This is a genomic window from Microbulbifer sp. A4B17 (genome assembly GCF_003076275.1).
In the GTDB taxonomy this organism is placed as follows: domain Bacteria; phylum Pseudomonadota; class Gammaproteobacteria; order Pseudomonadales; family Cellvibrionaceae; genus Microbulbifer.
In genome coordinates, this window is sequence record NZ_CP029064.1 from 247,859 (window position 1) to 269,808 (window position 21,950).

General features: G+C 52.4%; 17 protein-coding genes. 8 read left to right on the forward strand and 9 right to left on the reverse strand.

Going from position 1 to position 21,950, the window contains the following annotated elements:
- Window positions 1-88 precede the first annotated feature (88 nt).
- The 3 genes from BTJ40_RS01215 to BTJ40_RS01225 all read left to right on the forward strand — a co-directional run bounded on the left by BTJ40_RS01215 (window position 89) and on the right by BTJ40_RS01225 (window position 2,536).
- Window positions 89-1,309 carry a serine hydrolase gene (locus tag BTJ40_RS01215; protein ID WP_108731409.1) on the forward strand — a complete coding sequence of 407 codons (1,221 nt, stop codon included), beginning with the start codon at window positions 89-91 and terminating at the stop codon, window positions 1,307-1,309.
- 86 nt (window positions 1,310-1,395) lie between these two features.
- Window positions 1,396-1,899: a hypothetical protein gene (locus BTJ40_RS01220; RefSeq protein ID WP_157953852.1), complete on the forward strand. Its 504-nt coding sequence runs from the start codon at window positions 1,396-1,398 to the stop codon at window positions 1,897-1,899.
- 307 nt (window positions 1,900-2,206) lie between these two features.
- Window positions 2,207-2,536, forward strand: a complete 330-nt coding sequence (locus BTJ40_RS01225) for a hypothetical protein (RefSeq protein WP_108731411.1) — start codon at window positions 2,207-2,209, stop codon at window positions 2,534-2,536.
- Between the two features lie 179 nt (window positions 2,537-2,715).
- On the opposite strand, the gene BTJ40_RS01230 is transcribed toward BTJ40_RS01225, so the two are convergent.
- The 9 genes from BTJ40_RS01230 to gshB form a co-directional block, all read right to left on the reverse strand.
- Window positions 2,716-3,777 (reverse strand): alpha/beta fold hydrolase, encoded by a 1,062-nt coding sequence (locus BTJ40_RS01230; RefSeq protein ID WP_108731412.1) that lies wholly within the window; start codon window positions 3,775-3,777, stop codon window positions 2,716-2,718.
- Window positions 3,778-3,836: 59 nt separating this feature from the next.
- A complete protein-coding gene (locus tag BTJ40_RS01235) occupies window positions 3,837-5,087 on the reverse strand; it encodes a heme biosynthesis HemY N-terminal domain-containing protein (RefSeq protein WP_108731413.1) in 1,251 nt (416 codons plus the stop codon).
- Window positions 5,084-6,403 (reverse strand): uroporphyrinogen-III C-methyltransferase, encoded by a 1,320-nt coding sequence (locus tag BTJ40_RS01240; RefSeq protein WP_108731414.1) that lies wholly within the window; start codon window positions 6,401-6,403, stop codon window positions 5,084-5,086. Before BTJ40_RS01240 ends, BTJ40_RS01235 begins: the two co-directional genes overlap by 4 nt.
- Window positions 6,404-6,523: 120 nt before the next feature.
- Window positions 6,524-7,306 (reverse strand): uroporphyrinogen-III synthase, encoded by a 783-nt coding sequence (locus BTJ40_RS01245; protein ID WP_108731415.1) that lies wholly within the window; start codon window positions 7,304-7,306, stop codon window positions 6,524-6,526.
- Window position 7,307: 1 nt separating this feature from the next.
- Window positions 7,308-8,225 (reverse strand): hydroxymethylbilane synthase, encoded by a 918-nt coding sequence (hemC, locus tag BTJ40_RS01250; RefSeq protein ID WP_108731416.1) that lies wholly within the window; start codon window positions 8,223-8,225, stop codon window positions 7,308-7,310.
- 77 nt (window positions 8,226-8,302) lie between these two features.
- On the reverse strand, window positions 8,303-8,725 hold the full coding sequence (gene ruvX / locus BTJ40_RS01255; RefSeq protein WP_108731417.1) for a Holliday junction resolvase RuvX: 423 nt from the start codon (window positions 8,723-8,725) through the stop codon (window positions 8,303-8,305).
- 20 nt (window positions 8,726-8,745) lie between these two features.
- On the reverse strand, window positions 8,746-9,330 hold the full coding sequence (locus BTJ40_RS01260; RefSeq protein WP_108731418.1) for a YqgE/AlgH family protein: 585 nt from the start codon (window positions 9,328-9,330) through the stop codon (window positions 8,746-8,748).
- 34 nt (window positions 9,331-9,364) lie between these two features.
- Window positions 9,365-10,273: an energy transducer TonB gene (locus tag BTJ40_RS01265; protein ID WP_108731419.1), complete on the reverse strand. Its 909-nt coding sequence runs from the start codon at window positions 10,271-10,273 to the stop codon at window positions 9,365-9,367.
- Between the two features lie 92 nt (window positions 10,274-10,365).
- On the reverse strand, window positions 10,366-11,322 hold the full coding sequence (gene gshB / locus BTJ40_RS01270) for a glutathione synthase (protein ID WP_108731420.1): 957 nt from the start codon (window positions 11,320-11,322) through the stop codon (window positions 10,366-10,368).
- A gap of 351 nt (window positions 11,323-11,673) precedes the next feature.
- On the opposite strand from gshB, the gene pilG reads away from it, so the two are divergent.
- From pilG to BTJ40_RS01295, 5 genes are all read left to right on the forward strand, one after another.
- Window positions 11,674-12,069 carry a twitching motility response regulator PilG gene (gene pilG, locus BTJ40_RS01275; protein WP_020413651.1) on the forward strand — a complete coding sequence of 132 codons (396 nt, stop codon included), beginning with the start codon at window positions 11,674-11,676 and terminating at the stop codon, window positions 12,067-12,069.
- Between the two features lie 236 nt (window positions 12,070-12,305).
- On the forward strand, window positions 12,306-12,668 hold the full coding sequence (gene pilH / locus BTJ40_RS01280; protein WP_108731421.1) for a twitching motility response regulator PilH: 363 nt from the start codon (window positions 12,306-12,308) through the stop codon (window positions 12,666-12,668).
- Window positions 12,669-12,684: 16 nt separating this feature from the next.
- Window positions 12,685-13,224, forward strand: coding sequence for a chemotaxis protein CheW (locus BTJ40_RS01285; RefSeq protein ID WP_108731422.1), 540 nt, complete (start codon window positions 12,685-12,687; stop codon window positions 13,222-13,224).
- Between the two features lie 160 nt (window positions 13,225-13,384).
- Window positions 13,385-15,526 (forward strand): methyl-accepting chemotaxis protein, encoded by a 2,142-nt coding sequence (locus tag BTJ40_RS01290; RefSeq protein WP_108731423.1) that lies wholly within the window; start codon window positions 13,385-13,387, stop codon window positions 15,524-15,526.
- A 162-nt stretch (window positions 15,527-15,688) separates the two neighbouring features.
- Entirely contained in the window at window positions 15,689-21,922 is a 6,234-nt protein-coding gene (locus BTJ40_RS01295) for an Hpt domain-containing protein (protein ID WP_108731424.1), read from the forward strand.
- Window positions 21,923-21,950 lie beyond the last annotated feature (28 nt).

The window sequence follows — 21,950 nt, forward strand, 5'->3', positions numbered from 1 at the left end:
TTCTTTGCATCTATAGCTTTTATTGTTGGCGTCGCAGTCAGGTACGGGCTCGACCGTGGCCCTGAATTAACTATTAAGGAATGCATTAATGAGGAAAATTTATTTAGTGGGCCTGATAGCGACAGGTATTTTGACATTTTTGCTAGTCGTACCAGGTGAGCAGGAGCAAAGTGTCGGAATTGATAATATCGAAGAATTTATACCTGCAGTTATGCGTGAGGCTGCCATACCCGGAATAGCCGTTGCCAGAATAAAAGAGGGTGAACTCGCGCTTCAGCAAGTGTACGGGATGGCCGATATTGAGGCTGGCAAACCAGTTACTCAGGATACGTTATTTAATATTGCCTCGATAAGCAAGCCGATTATGGGCGTAACACTGTTGCAATTGGTGGACGATAATAAATTGTCGTTGGATGAGGATATCAATAGTTATTTACCATTTAAGGTGGACAATCCACATATAGAGGGGGAAAAAATTACACTGAGACATCTGGCGAGTCATTCTGCAGCAATTAAAGATTATTTTGACTACGGCACTTACGCTGAAAATCGTGATCCCTCTATCAGTTTGGAGCAACATCTACACTCCCTTCTGGTTAAAGGGGGAAGCCTGTACGGTAGTGGGGATTATTATCTGACAAACAATCCAGGAGAGCACAGGGAATACAGTAATCTTTCTGCGGGTTTAGCTGGGTTATTGGTTGAGTCAGTAACCGGCCAGTCTCTTGCTAACTACAGCCGGGATACTTTATTTTACAGCCTGGATATGGAGACTGCCAGTTGGAGACTCAATGAAATAGATCTGAGCTCTATCGCAGTCCCCTACAAAGTAGAGCAATGTGTACCATATGTCGGTCTTTGCGTAGATAGTGAAGCCGAGAAGATGAACTATTTAATTGGCCGATTTATTGATCCTCCTTTTGAGTACAAGCAATTTCACCCGTATGCACACAGTGGTAATCCGCAGTATCCTGATGGAGGTGTTCGTGTAAGCATTGCTGACCTCAGCGATTTCTTGCTAGCGCTGCTTAATAATCGGGATAAAGCTGGAGCTCAGATCTTATCAGATGTGATGTATCAGGAAATGTTTCGTCTGCAATTACCGGTGTCCGTATCAGAGTCGCAGCGCTTCTTTTGGCGCGATCGCAATGGCCGTATTGGGCACATGGGAACTGATCTGGGCGTATTTGTAGCTATGTATTTTGAGCCGGAAAGTAAGGATGGTTTTATTATCTTGATGAACAGAGATATGGATATTAAATCGGCCGATGCGATGAAGCGTATTGCGATTCGTCTCATGAAAATATAAAAACAATTGTGGGATGACCACTCCTGAAATCCTTATTTTAAGGAGGGCCTTTCTTGTTGTGTATTTTTCTAAGATTGGATGGGAATATGATAGGGAATTTATCAAAACTAGTAATTCTACTTTTTGGGGTCGCAATATTTCAGCCCGTGATTGCCAGCCAGGATAATGGCGCAGAGGCAACTTTTGAGAAGATCAAAGGGCTAGCTGGAGAGTGGAAAAAGGAAGGGACGGAAAATGACGATTTTATTATTAGTTTTGCCGATACAGCTGGGGGAAGCGTAATACTTGAAAGTTGGCTCTATAAAGGGCGCCAACATTCCCTGACTGTTTACCATTTGGATAACGATAATTTAATAGTGACGCACTATTGTCCCCAAGGTAATCAGCCCAGGTTAAGCTGGCAAAAAAACAGTGCTGAAGATACTTTGGCATTCTCTTTCAAAGATGTAACTAATTTTATTTTGGACAGTAAGAGTCGTCTGGATAGCCTCACTTTTACCTGGTTAGGTAACGGCAAGTTACAGCGGGAAGAGACTTACTTAAAGAACGGGGAGCAGTTACCCTCATCCTTGATCCTGGTACGTAAATAAGCTGCCAAATCGTTATTAACTGATAGTTTAGATGTATTATTTCTCAAAGCTGGAGCGAAATTCGCGCCAGCTTTTTTATTTGTGAACTTTATTGTGGTTTTGGTTTATATAAGTATGATTCACGACTGAATTTGCATACTGCTGCCAGTATATTGGCATAGGATGACAGTGCACGCTCTGCCTGGGTTGTGTTTTTGCGTATGACGACATCTTGCATTGAGAACAAGTTGATATCTAATTCCTGGGGTTGGGAAACGGTGGAAGTTGGAAGCGAGTAAATAACTAAAATTAAATGGAGAGGTAACAAATGGAATTAATTATTTTTGTGATTATTATGGTGGCAGTTCTTGTTCTGCCTCTGAAGTTGGCAGCTGCCATGTTGGGAGCGAAGAATACGGGTGTATTTTATTGTCTTTTCGCTTTGCTGTTGGCCCTGATTATTCAAAGAATTGTTGGCGGCATGTTGCCGGGTGTGACGGATAGCGCTGGGATTTTAATGACAATACCGCTGGCAGCTATTGCTTATATGCTTGTGCTTGGTACGGGCTTTTTAAAGGCTATCTTAATCGCTCTGTTGCAGGGAGTAATTACTTATTTTGCAATGTTGCTTTTTGTAGCTTTGCCTTGGGCTGCTTGAGGCCTGCTGTGAAATTTATGCAAGCGGAGACTTGGTGGGGGTTAAATCGCCATTTACACGATCACTTATTATTGATGAAGTCCCAGAGATCAAGCTATTTATTTTCTGATAAAAAATGTCCCACTTCACTATTCTGCTAATGCTTCGTTAGTTGGGCTTTCACTAAACCAGCTTAAATACTATCTATTTTCCACTGGTGCCTCAAGAAATTTACTTAGAGCACCAAAATAAGCAGGGAAAGCTTCGAATTGTGGCAGGTGTCCAACGCCCTCCATTTCAATTAATTTCGCGTGGGGGATTTTTTCAGCGGCACTTTTGCCCAATTGGTCGTAACGCCCCAATTTAGATCGGACTGCTTCAGACGCACGGACGCGACCAATGGCTGTGCGATCCCGAATACCGATAATCAGCAGGGTCGGCACCTTGATATCGGCAAATTCGTAGAATACCGGTTGGGTAAAAACCATTTCTGAGGTTAGGGCATCTACGGTTGCCATATGATCGGCATCGGGCCCTTGAGTCCAACCAGCCTGAATATCCAGAAGTGGGTTGTATTTATCTCGCCACTGACCAGAAAAGTAAGCTTTGCTCATATAGTCCTTGATAGCCTCTGGGTTTTGTTTTCTTTCACGCGCAATGGCCTTGTCCAGGGGTTCATACGGGACCCAGCGCTTCCAATCTTCAAGGCCAATTGGGTTCACAAGTGCCAGTTTTTCGACCCGCTCTGGATACATCAGGGTAAACCGGACAGCCAGCATTCCTCCCATTGAGTGCCCAACTACTAAAACCTTTTTAATTTTCAATTTATCCAGCAAAGACTTGGTATTGTTGCTGAGACCCTGAAAAGTGTATTGGGTCAGCGGTTTGCTGGATTTTCCAAATCCGATTTGGTCGGGTGCTACAACCCGGTATCCCAGCTGGTTGAGTTGGCTGATAGTGTCCTGCCAATAAGCTGCCGAAAAATTCTTACCGTGCAGCAGGAGTACCGTTCCCCTTGGCTTTTTACCCTGAGCAGGTGGTACATCCATATAGGCCATGGTCAGTGGCTGGCCCCGTTGTTTGAATTGGAAATGATTAACCGGATAGGGGTATTGGTAATCACTTAAAGATTTATCTTGGGGGGTTACTGAATATTCAGAAGATACGGTGACGGAAAAAAATACACTGATTATGAGGAAAAGGGCAGCTGTATAACGCGCTGGGAAGATCACAGCGAGGTCCTTATTTGGTAAGCGGGACATCACTATAGGCCTATTCGGGGAGTGACTGAAAGGCCTCCGGGCCCTTCAGTCGCGATGGCTCAAGCGTGCGCTCCTAGCAGGGGTGTACCCTGACTGGGCATAGGCAACTTGGGTAGATCTGTGACTGCTTGTAGCAAGCCCTCTTCGTAGAGTTTTGCGGCTTTGTCTTTTTCTCCCAGGGATTGAAATAAGCGGGCGAGTTCGGCGGAGGTAATGGGATCTCGGCGCAATAAAAGGCTTTTTTCGAAATATTGCTGGGCTTTACCCCAAAGTTCATTGCGCATTGACAGGCGCCCTAGGCAGGTCAGCAGACTGGCACTCTCACCATACTCTTTTAGCCAACCTTCAGCTGCAGATATTTGTGCTGCCGGGTCTGCCCCTACCAGGCAGCCATAGAGTTCGGCAAGATCGGAGTCCCAGGCCCGGTTGAGCAGCCAGCGTAGGTGCTTTTCGGCCTCAGTATCTTCTCCAATACGATGAAGCTGTTGTGCGTAGAGGCTGCGCAGGGCTTCGCTGCGTTGCCAGCGACCACTCAGGCTCTGCCAGGTAGCTTGTAATTTGTCGATGTCGTTGCGATTGGCCGCTTCTGTCAGTTGATGTTGATACACCTCAAGTTCAAGCTGGTGAAACTCTGCTTCGGGCATATTGGCGTGCTTCTCCAACTCGGGAAGCAGGGCGCGAAGCCGGCTCCAGTCGCCCAGAAGGTAATAAGCCTGTTTGAGAAGTTGCAACAGGGCGGGGTGTTTTGGTTCGAGCTGTTTGGCGCGTTCCAGGCTGGCAATACACTGCTCGTAGTGTTTATCCAGAAGTTGCATACGCGCTTGGCTCAGGGCTACTGCGAGACGGGTATCCTCACCGCAGGCTTCTGCTTTGGCGAGTAACTCGTTGGCCTCTTCACGGAAGCCCAGCTCAAAGGCGCTGCGCGCCGCCGCTAAATAATTGATGAGAGGGGCTTCAGATCGCGGGGCGCTCTTGAGTAGCTGCCGGCGTGCCCGGGACCAGTTGCCCTCCATAAATTCTACCAGTCCACTGGTCAAGCGTCGGCGCGCTACGCGCTGGCGACCAAATCGCAGCCGGTCGACACTGCCCCTGAATCCACGGAGCAGGCTACGAGCTAACCATATCAGGAAGAACAGAATAATCAGGGCTGCCACCAGAGAGAAAATGGCGAACCAGAGATTCATCTCGTAGCCTTTATTGAGCTCTCCGCCAATACCGATTACCAGATAGCCCGGATAGTTGTTGATGGCCTCCGGTAGAAAAGCACCGAGTAACAGTAGTACCAGGGCGGTGAAGAACAGTCTTTTCACTGGCTCTCCTCCTGTTGCGGGGCAGCTGGAGCGGTTCCAGATGTTTTGTGTAGGCGCTCAATATAATTGCGCAGGGCCACCTGGGAGGCGCTGAGATCCGGCATTTCGACCTGGATGCGTTGTTCGCTCAGGTCTGCCAGTTGTTGGGCCAGTGTATCCCGCTGAGGACTGGCAGTGCCGTAACTGAGTAGCAGCGCACGCGCACTATCCAGAGCATCCTTGTAAACGGTGGTGTCACCGCGAAGCAGCGCCAGTTGGGCTTGCTCCATATACAGGCGGAGGGTCTGACGAAAGCGAGCTTCACTCTGCGGGGATAGCATCACCGGATTGATATCTCCATCAATGGGGCGCACGGATTCGCGCATGAAGCGGGTGAAGTTGTCCCATTCCCGCTTCCATAGAGGGGCATTTTCCTCGATGCTGGGTTGTTCTTCACTGGGCTGCTCAACTGAAGCCATATCGAATTGCGGCTGGATGTTTGTGCGGATCAGTTGTTCTTCCAGGGCGCTGAGTCGTAGGTATAAGCCTTGGCGGTCCACATTTTGCACTAATTTCAGGGCTGTGATGTCGCGAGCAAGTTGCTGGCGTACGCCGTAGAGATCCGGTAAGTCCACATCACGCAATATCTCGTCTACCCGTTCGACCAGCCCCAGCGCGGTGCGGCTGTCGTCCTCAAGAAGCAGGCGTTGGTTGGCGAGGCGCAACAGGTAATCTGCCTCAGCCAGTTGCCAGTCGTCGCGGCTTACATTTCCCAGCTGACCCAACCGATTGCCCTGTGCGGTGACATTGCGCTGCATAGATGCCAGTTGCTGTTGCAGTTGGGCGATAGTGCGATCCTGACGTTCCAGTTGAGAGCGCAGACTGGCGTCGGCCTGCTCTAACTGGTTGAAGTCTATTGAATAATCGGGAGCCTGGGGTTCAGTAGAGCCGGGAGCGGGGGCTTCCGGGGCGATCGTAGTTGTTGGTGCTTGGGTGGTTACTTCGCTATTGGTTGTTTCTTGAGCTTCCCCTGTAGGACTGGCGGTGCTCTCGGGAGCGGTTGTCGCTCTGGGCAGGAAGTTCAAGTGAGTGCCTATACGCTCTCTCAGCTGTGGCGAGTTGAACCAGGTGAGGGAGGCCAGAGCGATCAAAACAACGATAAATAACAGCCACCACCAAAGCCCATTGGATTTAGTGGCTGCCGCGCCGCCGCTTGCATTACTTGTCGAGGTTTTTTTCTCTGCGGCTTTGGCGAAATTGCTTTTACCTTTTACAGACTTTATGTTTTCCGGGGGTTCACTAGTTGCGGCTACATTTTGATCTTTTTTGTCGGTCATGGGTATGGCGGCGCAGGTGGAAAATGTCGTCAGATTATAACGAGTGGCGCGAGCCTTAATAGCGGACGCAACGCCGTTTTAAGATTTTTAACGCAAAGCGATCGAAAATTTGCTAACAAATCAGCCGAGCGCCTTACGCAGTGTTTCCAGCATAGCGTTATCACCGGCATTTAGCGCACTATGGCAATGGGTAAAACCAAGCCCTTTAGCCTGTATGGCAACCCGCTTACTCGGGCAGATAAGAGTGGCCTGGAAAAGTGCGCTGCGGCCGATCTGGTGAATGCAGGCAACCAGGTTGTCGAGAGTCTCCCCACTGTGAACGCTAATAACATCGGGTTGGAATTTATAACCTGCCAGAGTAGAAGCAGCTTCTGGTGGAAGAACTCGCTGGTAGAGTTCGCAATAGGCTATCCTCGCGCCCCTCTCGCTCAAAGTCTCGCCAATCAGGGGGCGGCCACCGACACCGCGAAAAATAAGAACCCGCTGCCCATCCAGTTGCTGCAGCCAGGGCAGACGCAGCAACTCTTCGGAGTTCATCGTGTTGCCATTTTGTTCACAGGCTATGCCCCGGTTTTTCAGGGCGTTCGCCGTTGCCGCGCCAATAGCCAGAAAGCGTGGACCCTGAGGAAGCTGTGGCCAGTAATCCTCCAGCCAGTCCACACCGAAACGCACGGCATTCTGGGAAACAAAGATGGCCACATCTATCTGATCGAAATCGAGAATGGAGTTTTTTAACGCCTGTATAGCGGCCTGTTCTTCAATAGGTTCTATACCGAGCATGGGGATATTGTCTACCTGGGCCCCCAGGCTGCGCAGTAGCGCACACCAATTATCAGCCTGCTGAGTTGGCCGCGTACTGAGAATACGTTTGCCCTGCAGCAGGTCGGGGGTGAGATCGCTCATATCAGATAGCGGCGAGGATTTTATCAGCACCATCGGCCAGCAACTGTTCCGCGAGCTCAGTACCCAGGCGCTCTCCCTCAGCGGCAGGGCCACGACTGTCGGCATGTATCATGGTTTTGCCATCGGGACTGCCAACGAGTCCGCGCAACCACAGGGTGTCACCTTCCAATTCTGCGTAGCAGCCGATAGGCACCTGGCAGCCGCCGTTGAGGCGCCTAACCAGGGCGCGCTCCGCACTGAGTCGGGCCGCAGTCTCAGGGCAGTGGAGTGGTTGGATCAAGGCATCCAGTTCGCTGTCGCGGCGCGACTCGATACCTACCGCGCCCTGTCCGCCAGCGGGCAGCAGGATGTCTGTTGCCAGGAAGCTGCGGATGCGCTCCGGCATTTCCAGCCGCAGCAGACCGGCTGCAGCGAGGATGATTGCGTCGTAATCGCCGGCATCCAACTTGGCCAGCCGGGTATTCACATTGCCGCGCAGGAAGGTGACTTTGAGGTCCGGGCGACGGGCAAGTAATTGGCACTGGCGGCGCAAGCTGGAGGTTCCTACAACTGCGCCTTGGGGCAGGTCATCAAGGTTGTCAAAAAGGTTGCTGACAAAGGCATCGCGAGGGTCTTCACGCTCGCAAATAATCGGTAGGTGAAGTCCCTCGGGGAACTCCATGGGGACATCCTTCATCGAGTGAACAGCGATGTCCGCACGGCCTTCGAGCATCGCCACTTCCAGCTCTTTAACGAACAGGCCCTTGCCGCCAACTTTGGTTAGGGGGATATCCAGAACCTGGTCACCCCGGCTGGTGAGGGGCAGTAACTCGATAAGAAGTTCAGGATGTGCCTGCTGTAGGCGGTCTTTGACATAGTTGGCCTGCCACAGAGCCAGGGCGCTCTGACGGGTGGCAATGCGAATACGATCTATAGACATGCGGCTCAATCACTTATTGGTTGAAGGAGCCATTCTAACAGAGTCGCAATGCGCTGAGGCTTTCTGCCGCAGAGGAGTTATCCCTGTGCGCGCAACCAGTCCTCGAGGATAATTCGTGCGGCGATAGAGTCCACCGGGTCTCGTGCGTAGTTGCCTTTGTGTCCTCGTTCATTGGCCTCCTCCTTGGCTGCCCGAGTACTTAAGCGCTCATCGATCAGCTCTACAGGCAGGCCATAGCGACCGTGCAGACGCTGGCTGAATTTGCGCGCGCGCAGGCCAAATTCACTTTCACTACCATCCATGTTGAGGGGTAGACCAACCAGTAAAAGGTGGGGTTGCCACTCCTTTATCAGGCCTTCGACAGAGTCCCAGTTAGGTTTGCCATCTTTTGCGGGCAAGGGGGGCAGCTCCCTAGCGCTTCCGGTAAGACTTTGCCCGTAGGCAACGCCAATAGAGCGGGTGCCGAAGTCAAAGGCGAGGGCCGTGACAGGTTTGTTCATACAGGTCTGTGGTCTCGATGTTAGGCGTGGCCCGCTTGGGAGCCGAGTCCGGAAAGGTCAATGCCGTGGCGGGCGGCGGCGCTTTGCCAGCGCTTCTCGACCGGGGTGGCGAAAAGGGTTTCAGGTTCTGCGGGCAGTGTGAGCCAGGCATTTTCAGTCAGCTCCTGCTCCAACTGTCCGGGACCCCAGCCAGCGTATCCGAGGGCGAGTAGCACATCGTCGGGGCCGCGCCCGGCGGCGAGGGATTCAAGGATGTCTTTTGAGGCAGTCAGGCTGATATCAGTATTGATTTCGGTCGTCGAATCAAAGTGCATACCGGTGCCATGCAATACAAACCCCTGTTCTGGGGACATAGGGCCACCAAGGAGAACTGGCTCGTCACCGCGCATGCTCAGGTCTTCCAGAGAAAGTTGTTCGAAAACTTCATGCCAGTGCACTTTGCTGGGCATATTGATCACTATTCCCATGGCGCCTTCGCTGTTATGTTCAACAATCAGCGCGATAGCGTGCTTGAATCGGGGGTCTTCCATGCAGGGCATAGCCAGGAGGAACTGGCCGCGCAGGCTCCCATGGGTCAGGTCGCTATCGATATTCGAATTAGGCATAGATCAGTTATAAACCGCCAGTTGAAGGCCTATTTTAGCCTCGGTTAGGCAGATCCCCCGCAGAAGTAGAGAACCCGGTCAAGTCGAATCGCCAGGTTCGAATAATTTCCAGGCGGTCCACTTCGCGCCGAATCTCTGTTGGAAAAGGGGCGAAAGGTGCAGCCAGGCGCACGATTTGTTGGGCCGCATCGTCGAGAATGCGCTCACCGGAAGATTCAAGAATAACAACATCCTCCACGGCTCCGGTGGGCAGGAGCCTTACCATCATACGCAAGCTACCGGTAATTTGGTTTTCCAGAGCCTCCTCGGGAAAGTTGTCACTGCCGACAGCTTCTACTTTTTGGCGCCACTCGTGTAAATAAGCTGCATCTGCAGAAGCTTTGGTTGCCACTGAGGTGAGGCGACGAACGCGAGGGCGTTGGGCAATGGTTTGACGAATCTTATCCAGGCGCGCTTGCAGGCTGGCTATTTCTGGATTGCTCTGCGCCAGATCACTGGGTGCGTTGCCGCGTTTTTCCTCAGAAAATTTATCTTCTGCAGGAAGTTCTGGGGCCTGTACTGGGCTTTCACCAATAGTGGTAATTAACTGGCGGCGCTGCTCCGTCGGGCGCGCGGCTTGTTGTTGTGGCAGCGGATTTACATCGTGAATTTGTGTATCGGCAAACTCTGCATGACGGTTAGTGGATAACTCTTGTGGGGAATCAGCGGTGCCACTTGCTAATTGGTTATATTGTGCCAAGTAATCTGCATCTTCGGGAGCCTGGGCCGAGTGGTGCTGTGCCAGGGTAACTTCTAAAGTCGGCGGCGCTTGCGCGCCGTCTGGAGAGCCAAAAGTCAGCTTAAAGATAATCAGCACGTGCAGGGCGACGGCAAGAAATAATGAGAACACAAAGCGATCACGCTGCATTGCGTGAAATTGTGTCGCGTTGGCAGAGGAATTCATTATCTATTATCAACTACTACTTATTCGGGCATGCGTTTCACACAGCCTTTTACCCAGTGGTAAACCGCCCTGAGGGTTATCAAACGCCCAGTTTACCTTTTTTGTGCCAGCAGGTGTGTGATGCCGCTCATTAGTCGCGCGCCTATGTCTGTATTGTAAGCGGCATCGATTTCCCGCACACAAGTGGGACTGGTAACATTAATTTCTGTCAGGTAGTCCCCGATAACATCCAACCCGACAAATAGCAGTCCTTTTTCTTTCAGGGTGGGAGCAACCTGCTCAACGATCCAACGGTCCCTATCGGTTAGTGGGCGTGCTTCGCCGCGCCCGCCGGCCGCAAGGTTGCCACGGGTCTCACCCGCTTCCGGAATTCGCGCCAGGCAATAGGGGATCGCTTCACCATTAACGACCAGGATACGCTTGTCACCGTCTTTGATTTCGGGGATGTAGCGTTGCGCCATAATCTGTTGGCGGCCGTGGTTGGTAAGCATTTCCAGAATTGTTCCCAGGTTGGCGCCGTCTGGTTTGCAATGGAAAATTCCTGCACCACCCATACCATCCAGAGGTTTAAAAATGACATCTTGATGAGTTCGATGAAATTCCCGCAGCTTGTCCATATCACGACTGACTAGAACCGGTGGGCAACACTGGGGGAAACTTGTCGCAAAAATTTTCTCATTGCAGTCCCGCAGACTCTGGGGTTTGTTTGCCACCATCGCGCCTTCGCGCTCTGCCGCTTCGAGGATATAAGTGGAATAAATATATTCATTATCAAAGGGGGGGTCGACGCGCATAAGAATTACATCCAGGTCGCCTAGCGGCATCTCTCTCGATTCTTCCAGAGAAAACCATCGATTTTCATCATCGAAAACCTGCATCGGGCAGCCGCGTCCAGTTGCCCGGCCGTTCTCCAGGTAAAGATGCCTTTGCTCAAAATAAAACAGCTGGAAACCACAATCTTGTGCGGCTTGTAACAGTGCAAGCGTCGTATCTTTTTTAAAATTGATCTGGGCGATGGGGTCCATCACCACACCGAGGGAATAATTCATACGGGTTTCCAAATCGTGGGGTATTTCTGTCCCGGCTATCACTGGTTTTGCTCAGCAATTTGTAGCTGCTGCCAGCGTTCGTTGGATAGATAAGGTAAGAGCAGTATGGCGAAGGTGCAACCTTCTTAACGCAATACCTACAATGAATGCGCAAGTGGCGATAATTTGAACTGAGTCGCCTGCTGTGTGTCGACTCAGCTAGATTCGCCTGGGGTTCTGTGATAAAAGTTCGTCTCAGCGTGCGACCTTCGCCAGGCTAGGCGCCCGGACCCCGCAAGCGGTTTGAAAAAAAGGCGCAACTAAAGTTTTCGCGTGCCCGAAAATAAGTAAACAGGGGATTCAAAAAAGACTATGGAGCTTAACTGGGAAAGTCTGACTGTAATGGTGATCGACGACAGTAAGACAATTCGCCGCACAGCGGAGACGTTGCTGCAAAAGGCGGGCTGTACAGTGGTCACTGCGACAGACGGTTTTGATGCGTTAGCAAAAATCGCGGACTCCCGTCCGGATGTCATTTTTGTCGATATTATGATGCCTCGCCTGGATGGCTATCAGACCTGTGCACTGATAAAAAATAATAGCGAGTTCCGCTCCACTCCTGTTGTAATGCTGTCGAGTAAGGATGGATTGTTCGATAAGGCAAAAGGGCGTGTAGTTGGTTGCGATCAATATCTGACCAAGCCTTTTAGTAAGAGTGAGCTGTTGGGCGCTATTTCAGCCCACGCCAAACCACATCACGCTGCGTAAGTGGCTAACAGAAAAAGAAAATACAGATTCCATTGTGGGCTCTATGCCCACAAGCTCGGTACCAAAATTTAAAATAGAGTACAGATGTTCCGGTTGTCATTGGCCGGTTAATTCTTGTACCCAGACCGTCGGTAGTCATAGTGCATCCCGGCACGTGCTAGCGAGGATAATCACAACAAAACCGCCGAGCGCAGTAGTTGTTGCGTAGTAGCCGAATAGATGTCATGGGGGAAATGATGGCAAGAGTATTAATAGTTGATGACTCTCCTACAGAAACACACAAACTGACGACCATTCTTGAAAAAAATGGCCATGCAGTAATCACCGCACCCAATGGCGAAAGCGGAGTAGAAGTAGCCCGCGCCGAGCGCCCCGATTTGATCCTGATGGATATTGTGATGCCGGGCCTCAACGGTTTCCAGGCTACCCGCCAATTGAGCAAAGACAGCAATACCGGAGAGATTCCGATCATTATGGTAACTACCAAAGATCAGGATACAGACCGTGTCTGGGGTATGCGCCAGGGAGCCAGGGCTTACCTGACCAAACCTGTCGATGAGAGCAAATTGCTGGATGCGATCGGGGAGGTGTTGGCCTAATAGCCAGCTGCGAAAAGTGCAGTCACAAACACCTTATTTAGCTCTGGTTGATATTGCACGGCGCGCCAAAGCGCAGGCCACTGGTCTGCCTGGCCGCCGGGAAATCAAACCCTACTGGACCGGTATCGGTTTCTCTCTTCTGGATAACCACTTTGTCGCCTCCATGGATGACGTTGTGGAATTGCTCGAAGTGCCACAGCACACCTTTATTCCCGGCGTTCAGCCCTGGGTAAAAGGGGTGTCTAATGTTCGTGGCCGCCTGCTTCCCCTTATTGATCTCGCAGCTTTTTACGGCGGCTACCTCTCAGGTCCACGCCAGCAACGTCGTGTTTTGGTGCTCGAGAGGGATAAGACCTACGTGGGGCTTATTGTCGACAAATTGTATGGAATGCAGCACCTGGCGTTCGAGTATGCCCGTGAGGCGCCGACAGATTTGAGTGAGCCATTTGCGCCAATGGTGCACGGCCAGTTTGTTTTGCAGCAGCGTCGTTGGCTTGTTCTGGATATGCGAGCACTGATCAAGGATGCGCGATTTATGGATGCAGCTTTACGCTGAGCAGTCCGGCTCTTTCTCTCCGGTTGCCGTGGATGGTCAACCGGTTGGCCCACAATTAGTGCAGGGATGTACGGCACTGACTGAGGGGTCTTGTCATTAAAGCGTTAAAACTAAAGTGGTATTAAACCGGCCTAATGCAATGGCCCGCTAGGAGTAAATTATGAAACCAGGCTCCCAGAGTTCCTTTTCCGCGCTGCGCAGTAATCCTGCCGCGTTGGTATTAGGTCTACTGGTACTCGCCACGCTGGCGGGGCTTATTGTCAGTATTTATTTGGTACAGACCCGAGACGAGCAGGACAAAGAGTACCTGCAGCAAGTCGCCGAGTTGCGGGCTCTTTCCTATCAGGTAGTTTCCTACGCTCCGGCGGCAACCGCAGGTGACAGCGAGGCTTTCACTGAGCTGGAAAATGTAACCGAAGAAATGGCTAACGCCTGGAATCAGCTCCAGCGAATGGACGACAGCAGTCGCCGTGCCCTGGGCGCTCAGCTTTCTGCTTATGATCAGGTTTGGCGCAACTTGCGCGAACAGGTTGACACCATTATCGGTAACCAGGAAACCATCGTATTCCTTAATGATATCGCTTCAACGCTGAGTGACTCTCTGCCTGAACTGCAGGCCGAGCACAACAATATCGTAGAAATTCTGTTGGCTAACAACGCCCCGGCAAACCAGGTTGAGCAGGCCCAGTTGCAGGTATGGCGTGCGGAGCGTATTGGTCGAAATATCGATAAAATGCTCCAGGGTGGTCATGATGCCGAAGCCGCTGCAGACCAGTTTAATACCGACGCCAGCCTTTTCGGTAAGGTGGTTGACGGCATGAAGAGCGGCGATGTGGTGATGGGGATTTCCCGTATCACCGATGAAGAGGCTCGCCACTCATTGGATGAAATTACTGAGCTGTTCGGGTTCGTAAGCACCTCCGTACGAGATATCTTCGAAGCGACTCCGGCCCTGTTTGCTACCCGCCAGGCTTCCGATGGCATTATCGCGTCATCTCCCCAGCTTATCGAAGCATTGAGTACGCTGAATGATCGAATCGTAAACCTGTCCGACGATCGCCAGCCCAATAACTTGACCATTGCCGCATTGGCTCTGGTATTCGTGTTGTTGATCTTCGGTATGATGGCGATGGCCTTCTCCGGTACCCGCCGAAACCTGAAAAAAGAGGAAGATACCAACGAGCGTAACCAGCACGCGATTATGCAGCTGCTGGACGAACTGGCCGACCTCGCCGACGGTGACTTGACCACCTCTGCAACGGTAACCGAAGCCTTTACCGGTGCGATTGCCGACTCCATTAACTTTACTATTGACCAGCTGCGTGTGCTGGTATCGCGGATTAACGGTGCTGCGCAGGAAGTATCTGGCCTGTCCCAGGAAACCCAGCAGACTGCACTGCACCTCGCCGAGGCCTCTGAGCACCAGGCACAGGAAATTGCCGGAGCTTCCGCCGCGGTTAACGAAATGGCGGTCACCATTGACCAGGTATCTGCCAACGCCTCCGAATCTGCCCAGGTAGCCGAGCGCTCGGTACATATCGCAAGTAATGGCGCCAAGGTGGTACAGAACACCATTAAAGGCATGGATAACATCCGCGAGCAGATTCAGGATACCTCCAAGCGAATTAAGCGCCTGGGTGAATCCTCCCAGGAAATTGGCGATATCGTAAGTTTGATTAACGACATTGCCGACCAGACCAACATTCTTGCATTGAATGCCGCGATCCAGGCGAGCATGGCCGGTGATGCCGGTCGAGGCTTCGCGGTGGTTGCGGATGAAGTACAGCGACTTGCGGAGCGCTCCGCCGCTGCTACGAAGCAGATTGAAGGCCTGGTAAAAGCGATTCAGTCCGATACCAATGAGGCGGTAATCTCCATGGAACAGACCACCAGTGAGGTGGTTCGTGGAGCTCGCCTGGCCCAGGATGCGGGTGTTGCCCTGGAAGAAATTGAAAATGTATCTAACAACCTGGCATCGTTGATTCAGAACATTTCTAACGCTGCACGTCAGCAGGCTTCGTCCGCGGGCCACATTTCCAACACGATGAACGTGATTCAGGAAATTACCTCGCAGACTTCTGCAGGTACCCAGGCTACCGCCCAGTCCATTGGTAACCTGGCACAGACTGCCAGTGCACTGCGCGAATCCGTTGCCGGCTTTAAGCTGCCGCAAGAGGAAAGTGTTGAGAGCAACAGCGAGCTGTATGACGTGGAATTACCTGAAATGGATACAGATACCTTCACCATTGAAGGTGAAGACGCTCATTCACTGGAGTCCCGCGAAGATCGGGCCCTGGCCTAACCCACACAATAATGCCCGGCCATTGCAAAAGTTGGCCGGGCGCAAAGGAGCGCACGGAATTGCTTCCGACAAATCCGCGGGTTTTGCCCGCAGAAAACTGTAGCGCTTGAGTACTGAATAAATTATTGGGGACTTGGCGTGAGTCACGACAATCCGAACTTCATGGCCTTGGATTGGCTGATCGGTGAAATTAACGAGACCTTGGCGCAAGCGCGCCAATTTCTTGAGACATTCGCTGTAGAACCCGATGCGGGTGCCTCTCTTCTGCAAAACAGCTTGTCACTGGTGCATCAGGTGCACGGTAGCTTGCATATGGCACAGCTCAGTGGTGCCGCGATGTTAGCTGAAGAGATGGAGCAACTTATCCAGGCCCTCGCCACTGGTGCGGTTGAAAATACCGATGAGACGCGCGAATTTTTGATGCGCGCATTGCTGGAGTTGCCCCTTTATCTCGAAAAGGTTTCTTTTCAGCGTCGTGACAATGCTGTTCTCTTACTTCCGCTGATGAATGACTTGCGCGCAGTGCGCCGCGAGCGATTGATCAGTGAAGGAGCGCTTTTCTCGCCGGAATTGTCTTCGCTGGCAACGGTGATTGGAAAGCGCCAGCCCCTCGTTGCCGATAGCGCCCGCTTAAATGACCTGGTTACCAAGCTGCGCAAGATGTATCACGTTGCGGCTGCTGGTCTGATCCGGGATGTAAACAGCGGCGAAAGCCTGGCTTACCTCACCAAGATTATTGAGAAAATGCAGCTGCTTTACAGTGGCAGCTGTCGCCAATCCCTGTGGGAAGTACTGTTCGGTATTTTGGAGGCGCTCGGCGAACACCGTATTAATGTGCAGCCTGCACTGCGCCATTTACTGCGCAAGGTGGATATTGAATTCAGGTTGTTGCAGGGGCGTGGCGCAAAGGTATTGGATGCGCGCCTGGATCAGGACTTTCTGCGCAACCTGCTTTTTTATGTCTACCTCGCCGGTCCGAATGGGCCGCACTGCGAGAAACTCTACCAGCGCTTCGCACTGGATAAGGCAGTTCCCGGTACGCCTCGCCCGGATACTGAAGACGTATTGGCGATGGGGCCAGAAGCCCTGGGCAGTGCAATTGCTGCAGTGCGCGATGAACTGCAGTTGGTGCGTGAAGCACTGGAGCCCAGTACAACCGACACAGAACAACCCTCGCTGTCTGACACTGCCGCTGTGGCCAAGCGTCTCGCGGATACACTCGGTATTTTGGGATTGGAAGCGCAGCGGGTTCGCGCTCGCAGTGTCTACGAAGACCTTCGCGATGCTTCCCGTGGTACTGACGTTGAAGAGTACCTGATGCGTGCCGCTGGGGAATTGGTTCAGCTCGATTCAGCGCTTGCCGCCACCGTCGATCGCAATAAAAAAGTTGACGATGAGCAGCCCCTTATGGGCGACGCCACTGACTCTGTATTACGCGAGGCCAGACTCGGTCTGGAGGCGGTAAAAGAAGCGGTCATGGAGTATGTGGCCAGCCATTGGGATATCAGTTACCTGAGCCGTGTACCGCAGCGTTTACAGGAAGTCTGTGGTGGTCTCGAAATGGTGGGTTACCAGCGAGCGGGTGAAATTATTTCCGCTTGCAACCGCTATATTAGCAGCTCCCTGATTGAGGCTGGAGAACAGCCCGAATGGACAATGCTGGATACTCTGGCAGATGCCATTACCAGTGTTGAATACTACCTGGAGCGCCGTGCGGAAGGTCTGGCTGATGCAGAAATGCTTTTGGCACTGGCTGAAGATAGCGTAGAGGCTTTAGGCGTTCCGCTGAAGGTTACTGAAGAAAGTGAGACCGATGTCAGTCTTGAAGCCTCTGCGGTGTCAGAATCCGAGCTGCCAGATCTTATCGATTACGATTTAATCCCCGATGACGAAGCCACTGCGGTTTCTGAGGAATCTCTGGACTCTCAAGCTGAAATAAGTGCGGAAGAGTCATCTGCCGTGACTCTGCAGCTGCCTGTCGATGACGCAGGTTCTGTTGTGGAGTCCGAGCTGGAAATCGACGGGGAGTCAGGGCTGGAGGAGTCATGGTTCTCTACCGAGGCTCCGCAGGTTGAAGCAACCCCAACACTTGAAATTGAAACTGGGATAGAGGCTCCTGAGGCTGAGGAAGCGCCTGTTGAGGTTGCTGACTTTATTGAAGCTGCACCGGTAGTAGAGCCTGCTGAGGTTGAGCCGGTTGCTGCAGTTGCAGAGGTCGTGGACACGGCGGAGGAACTCGGTGATGACACTGAGAGCCTGATTGACGATGAAATTATCGAGATCTTCCTGGAAGAAGCCGGAGAAGTTCTTGCGCATATCAGTTGCTACTTCCCGGAGTGGGTTGCCAATTTTGCCAATCAGGATGCCCTGGTAGAGTTTCGCCGGGGCTTCCATACCCTGAAGGGGTCGGGCCGTATGGTCGAGGCCCTGGATATCGGTGAGCTGGCCTGGTCCGTGGAGAATATGCTCAACCGGGTTATCGATGGCAGTGTGAAGCCCGGGCCTGCCCATGTATACCTGATTGAGCAGGTGTATCAGAAGTTACCCTCAATGATTGAGGCGTTTAAACTCGGCCAGAGCGACCCCGATCAGCAGCTTACCCTGCAGTTACAAGCTTGGGCTGAGCAGCTGAGTGCGGGAGAGATGCCCACTGATCTGGAAGCCCAAAGTGCAGGTGGTGTCGCGGCAGTTGACGCTGTTGAGGACACCGGAGAAGACCTGGCTCAACTCTGGGAAATTTTTGCTCAGGAAGCAGAGACGCACCTCAATGTCGTAGATGAGTATCTGCAGGATATGCAGGCTGCCGCGCCTTTGTATGGTGTTCCCAGCGATCCAATGCACCGGGCACTCCACACACTTAAAGGCTCCGCACATATGGCGGAAGTCAAAGTGGTTGCCGAAATTATGGCACCACTGGAGCGCTTCGCTAAAGAGCTGCGTATTTATCAGGTGCCTATCGATGCAGATATTTTTGATCTGATCAATGATAGCGCCACCTATGTGCGTGAGGTGCTGGAACAGATTCGCTCTTCAGAGCCTCTCGCAATAGAGAAATCGGAACAGTTCCTTGCTCGCGTTGCTGAATTGCAGGAGCGCTCCGTAGGTCACTTGATTCGCGAGCGCGAGGCGAATGAACCTCGCGCGGTCGATCCCCAGCTGCTCGAAGTCTTGATGGCTGATGGTATGCGGGTGCTGCTTGATGCGGACCAAATGCTGATGGAGTGGCGCGCCGACCCGGCAGATAAAAGTCGCGTTGTATTGGTCGCTGACGAGCTCAATGTTCTGCAGGAGGCGGCAAGCCGGGCTCAGTTGCCGATCCTGGCTGAGCTCGCTGAGCTGTTGCTGAATGTTTATCGCAAAGTCCTTGCCGGTGATCTTGAGCAAGAGCCCGCGCTATGGGCCTCTCTTGAGCAGGGACACAACGAGCTGCTCGATTTAATCGATGCAGTAGCAGCAGCACAAGACCTCCCTGAAGTCAGTGAAGCTGTGGAAGAGGCGCTTCGCTACCTGGCTCAAGGTGAGGAAACCAGCTCTTCAGCTGAAGATGACTACGACCTCAATGAACTGGGAATCGACAGCGAAGCACTGGCTATTGCCGAGCCTGAAGAGCAGGCGCCGGAGCCTGCGGAAGCAACCGAGCTAGAAGCATCCCCTGATGAGTGGATTGAGCCACCTGTATTACAAGTGTCACACGATAGGGAATCTCTTGGTGGTGAGGCTAAGGATTCGGAAATTCCTCAATTGCAGGCCATAGAAGTTGAGGCCGCCGTTGAGGACGTTTCTCAGTTTGAGGAACCCCTATCTGCACCGGAAGCCGAACCTGCTGGTGACCTGGTTATCGAGCAACCGGGTAGCGAGGTGCCATCACAGGGTTCCGCTCAGTCTGTCGATTTGCAGAAGTTGCTGGCAGACATTGATCCGGATGTTGTCGACGTCTTTATGGAGGAGGCTGGAGATCTTACCGATGAGCTGGAGGAACTGATCCAGAGTTGGGAAGAGGAGCCAGAAAGCCGTGAGCAAAGTGAAGCCCTGAAGCGTGTATTGCACACCTTTAAAGGTGGTGCACGCATGGCTGGCCTAATGGGGTTGGGTGAAGTAGCTCACCGTTTTGAAACGGTGATCGAAGGCATGCGTGACAACGATCGTCCCTCTGCAGATTTCTTCGCCAATGCTCATGGTATCCACGATCGTCTCGCCGATGGAGTAGAGACAGTTCGCGCCTGGATGGCTGGTGAACAGCTTGATGCTTTTGTACAGCTGGTCAGCACTGATTGGGCGGATCAGAAGCCGGCTAACTCGGCAGCTGCAGAAGCAGTGATTGAATCTGAAGTTTCAGACGAACAACCTCAAGAAACTGTGCTTGTAGCGGATGCGGAACAAGGTGATGAAGTCATTGCGGCCGAGAGTACTCAGCCGGATGCTGATGTAGTTGCTACGCAGCTGCCAGAGATTGCTGTAGGTCAGGAAAGCGATAACGTTTTGCCGTTTATTCGCAAGGCCGGTAATGCAGAGCAGGAGGTAGCGGCACCGACCCGGAACCAGCCCCAGGAGATGGTGCGTGTCGCTGCTGAACTTCTGGAGGAGTTGGTAAACCTGGCCGGTGAGACTGCAATTTCCCGTGGTCGTCTTGAAGAGCAGATGAGTGAGTTCGGTCTCGCCCTAGACGAGATGGATGTGACGCTGGTGCGTCTCAACGAACAGCTGCGCCGTCTGGACCGCGAGACCGAGGCCCAGATCCTGTTCCGTCAGGAGCAGTTGGCAGAACAGGACGGCGACTTCGACCCGCTGGAAATGGACCGTTACTCCTCTATTCAGCAATTATCCCGTTCCCTGCTGGAGTCCACATCTGACTTGATGGAGCTGCGCTCCACCCTTAATAACAAGGCGCGTGATACCGAGACCCTGTTGCTTCAGCAGTCTCGGGTAAATACCGAATTGCAGGAAGGTCTGATGCGCAGCCGCATGGTACCTTTCTCCCGCCTGGTACCGCGCCTGCGTCGTATCGTGCGCCAGGTAAGCGCTGAGCTGGGCAAGCAGGTCGAGCTGGGATTCTCCAACGTTGAAGGCGAGCTGGACCGGTCCATGTTGGAGCGTATGGTTGCGCCACTGGAGCATATGCTGCGCAACGCTGTGGACCACGGCATTGAAATGCCAGAGGAGCGTTTGGCTGCCGGCAAGTCTGAGCGTGGGCGTATCGATGTGGCGCTGAAAAGGGAGGGCAGTGAAGTTGTCCTCACCATCCGCGATGATGGTGCCGGTGTCAATTTGATCCGGGTGCGTGAAAAGGCGGTGGAAAATGGCCTAATGAGGCCGGATGCTGAGCTCTCGAATAATGAGATTCTTCAGTTCATTCTGCAGGCTGGTTTTACCACTGCGGAAAAAGTTACCCAGATCTCTGGCCGGGGTGTGGGAATGGACGTTGTATCCGCCGAGCTGAAGCAGATCGGTGGCAGCGTCCATATCAACTCAGAGGCAGGCGCAGGAACAGAATTTGTCGTTCGCCTGCCGTTCACAGTTTCGGTTAACCGCGCTTTGATGGTGCGAATTGGCGATGACCTGTTTGCACTGCCGCTGAATACTATCGAAGGTATTGTGCGCCTCAGCCCATTTGAGCTGGAGCACTACTATCGCTCAGATGATGCGCGTTTCGAATACGCCGGAGAACTCTATCAGGTTAGCTATTTCGGTACTCTGCTGAAGTCTGGTGCTCAACCCAAGCTCAGTGTCGATGATATGCAACTGCCCGTTTTGTTGGTGCGCTCTGAAGGGCACGCTATGGCGTTACAGGTAGATGCCATCAGAGGCAGTCGAGAAATTGTAGTAAAAAGCCTTGGCCCACAGTTTTCGGGGGTTCAAGGGGTATCAGGTGCAACGGTAACAGGTGATGGTAGCGTCGTGGTGATTCTCGATGCACACGCCCTGCTGCGCCGTCAGGCCACTCAGTTGGCCAGACCGGAAGTGCCGTTACTTCAAGTTCAGGAAGAGCCAGAAATACAGCCCGAGCAGGAAGCGCGCCAGCAGACCGTTATGGTTGTGGATGACTCGGTTACAGTACGCAAAGTAACAACGCGCTTCCTGGAGCGAGAGGGCTACCTGGTTAGCACCGCAAAAGATGGTCAGGATGCTGTTATCCAGCTGCAGGATAAGATCCCGGATCTGATCCTGCTGGATATTGAGATGCCGCGTATGGATGGCTTCGAAGTTGCGCGCCATATTCGCTCCAGCAGCCGCCTCCGAGATATTCCAATCGTAATGATCACCTCGCGTACAGGTAATAAGCACCGCGATCACGCTATGTCTTTGGGAGTTAACCACTACCTGGGTAAGCCCTACCAGGAAGATGTACTACTGGCGGCTATCCGTGAATATGCGGATGCCGAGGCTGTTGGAAGCTGAGACGGGCAGATATCAGGACAAAAAGAGA

What these genes read in the sequence shown, in the direction of transcription:
- BTJ40_RS01290 (WP_108731423.1), top strand. Translation starts at nt 13,385, where the DNA reads ATGAAACCAGGCTCCCAGAGTTCCTTTTCCGCGCTGCGCAGTAATCCT.
- BTJ40_RS01295 (WP_108731424.1), top strand. Translation starts at nt 15,689, where the DNA reads ATGGCCTTGGATTGGCTGATCGGTGAAATTAACGAGACCTTGGCGCAA.
- BTJ40_RS01260 (WP_108731418.1), bottom strand. Translation starts at nt 9,330, where the DNA reads ATGCCTAATTCGAATATCGATAGCGACCTGACCCATGGGAGCCTGCGC.
- BTJ40_RS01240 (WP_108731414.1), bottom strand. Translation starts at nt 6,403, where the DNA reads ATGACCGACAAAAAAGATCAAAATGTAGCCGCAACTAGTGAACCCCCG.
- ruvX (WP_108731417.1), bottom strand. Translation starts at nt 8,725, where the DNA reads ATGAACAAACCTGTCACGGCCCTCGCCTTTGACTTCGGCACCCGCTCT.
- BTJ40_RS01230 (WP_108731412.1), bottom strand. Translation starts at nt 3,777, where the DNA reads ATGTCCCGCTTACCAAATAAGGACCTCGCTGTGATCTTCCCAGCGCGT.
- gshB (WP_108731420.1), bottom strand. Translation starts at nt 11,322, where the DNA reads ATGAATTATTCCCTCGGTGTGGTGATGGACCCCATCGCCCAGATCAAT.
- pilH (WP_108731421.1), top strand. Translation starts at nt 12,306, where the DNA reads ATGGCAAGAGTATTAATAGTTGATGACTCTCCTACAGAAACACACAAA.
- BTJ40_RS01245 (WP_108731415.1), bottom strand. Translation starts at nt 7,306, where the DNA reads ATGAGCGATCTCACCCCCGACCTGCTGCAGGGCAAACGTATTCTCAGT.
- BTJ40_RS01225 (WP_108731411.1), top strand. Translation starts at nt 2,207, where the DNA reads ATGGAATTAATTATTTTTGTGATTATTATGGTGGCAGTTCTTGTTCTG.
- hemC (WP_108731416.1), bottom strand. Translation starts at nt 8,225, where the DNA reads ATGTCTATAGATCGTATTCGCATTGCCACCCGTCAGAGCGCCCTGGCT.
- BTJ40_RS01265 (WP_108731419.1), bottom strand. Translation starts at nt 10,273, where the DNA reads ATGAATTCCTCTGCCAACGCGACACAATTTCACGCAATGCAGCGTGAT.
- pilG (WP_020413651.1), top strand. Translation starts at nt 11,674, where the DNA reads ATGGAGCTTAACTGGGAAAGTCTGACTGTAATGGTGATCGACGACAGT.
- BTJ40_RS01215 (WP_108731409.1), top strand. Translation starts at nt 89, where the DNA reads ATGAGGAAAATTTATTTAGTGGGCCTGATAGCGACAGGTATTTTGACA.
- BTJ40_RS01220 (WP_157953852.1), top strand. Translation starts at nt 1,396, where the DNA reads ATGATAGGGAATTTATCAAAACTAGTAATTCTACTTTTTGGGGTCGCA.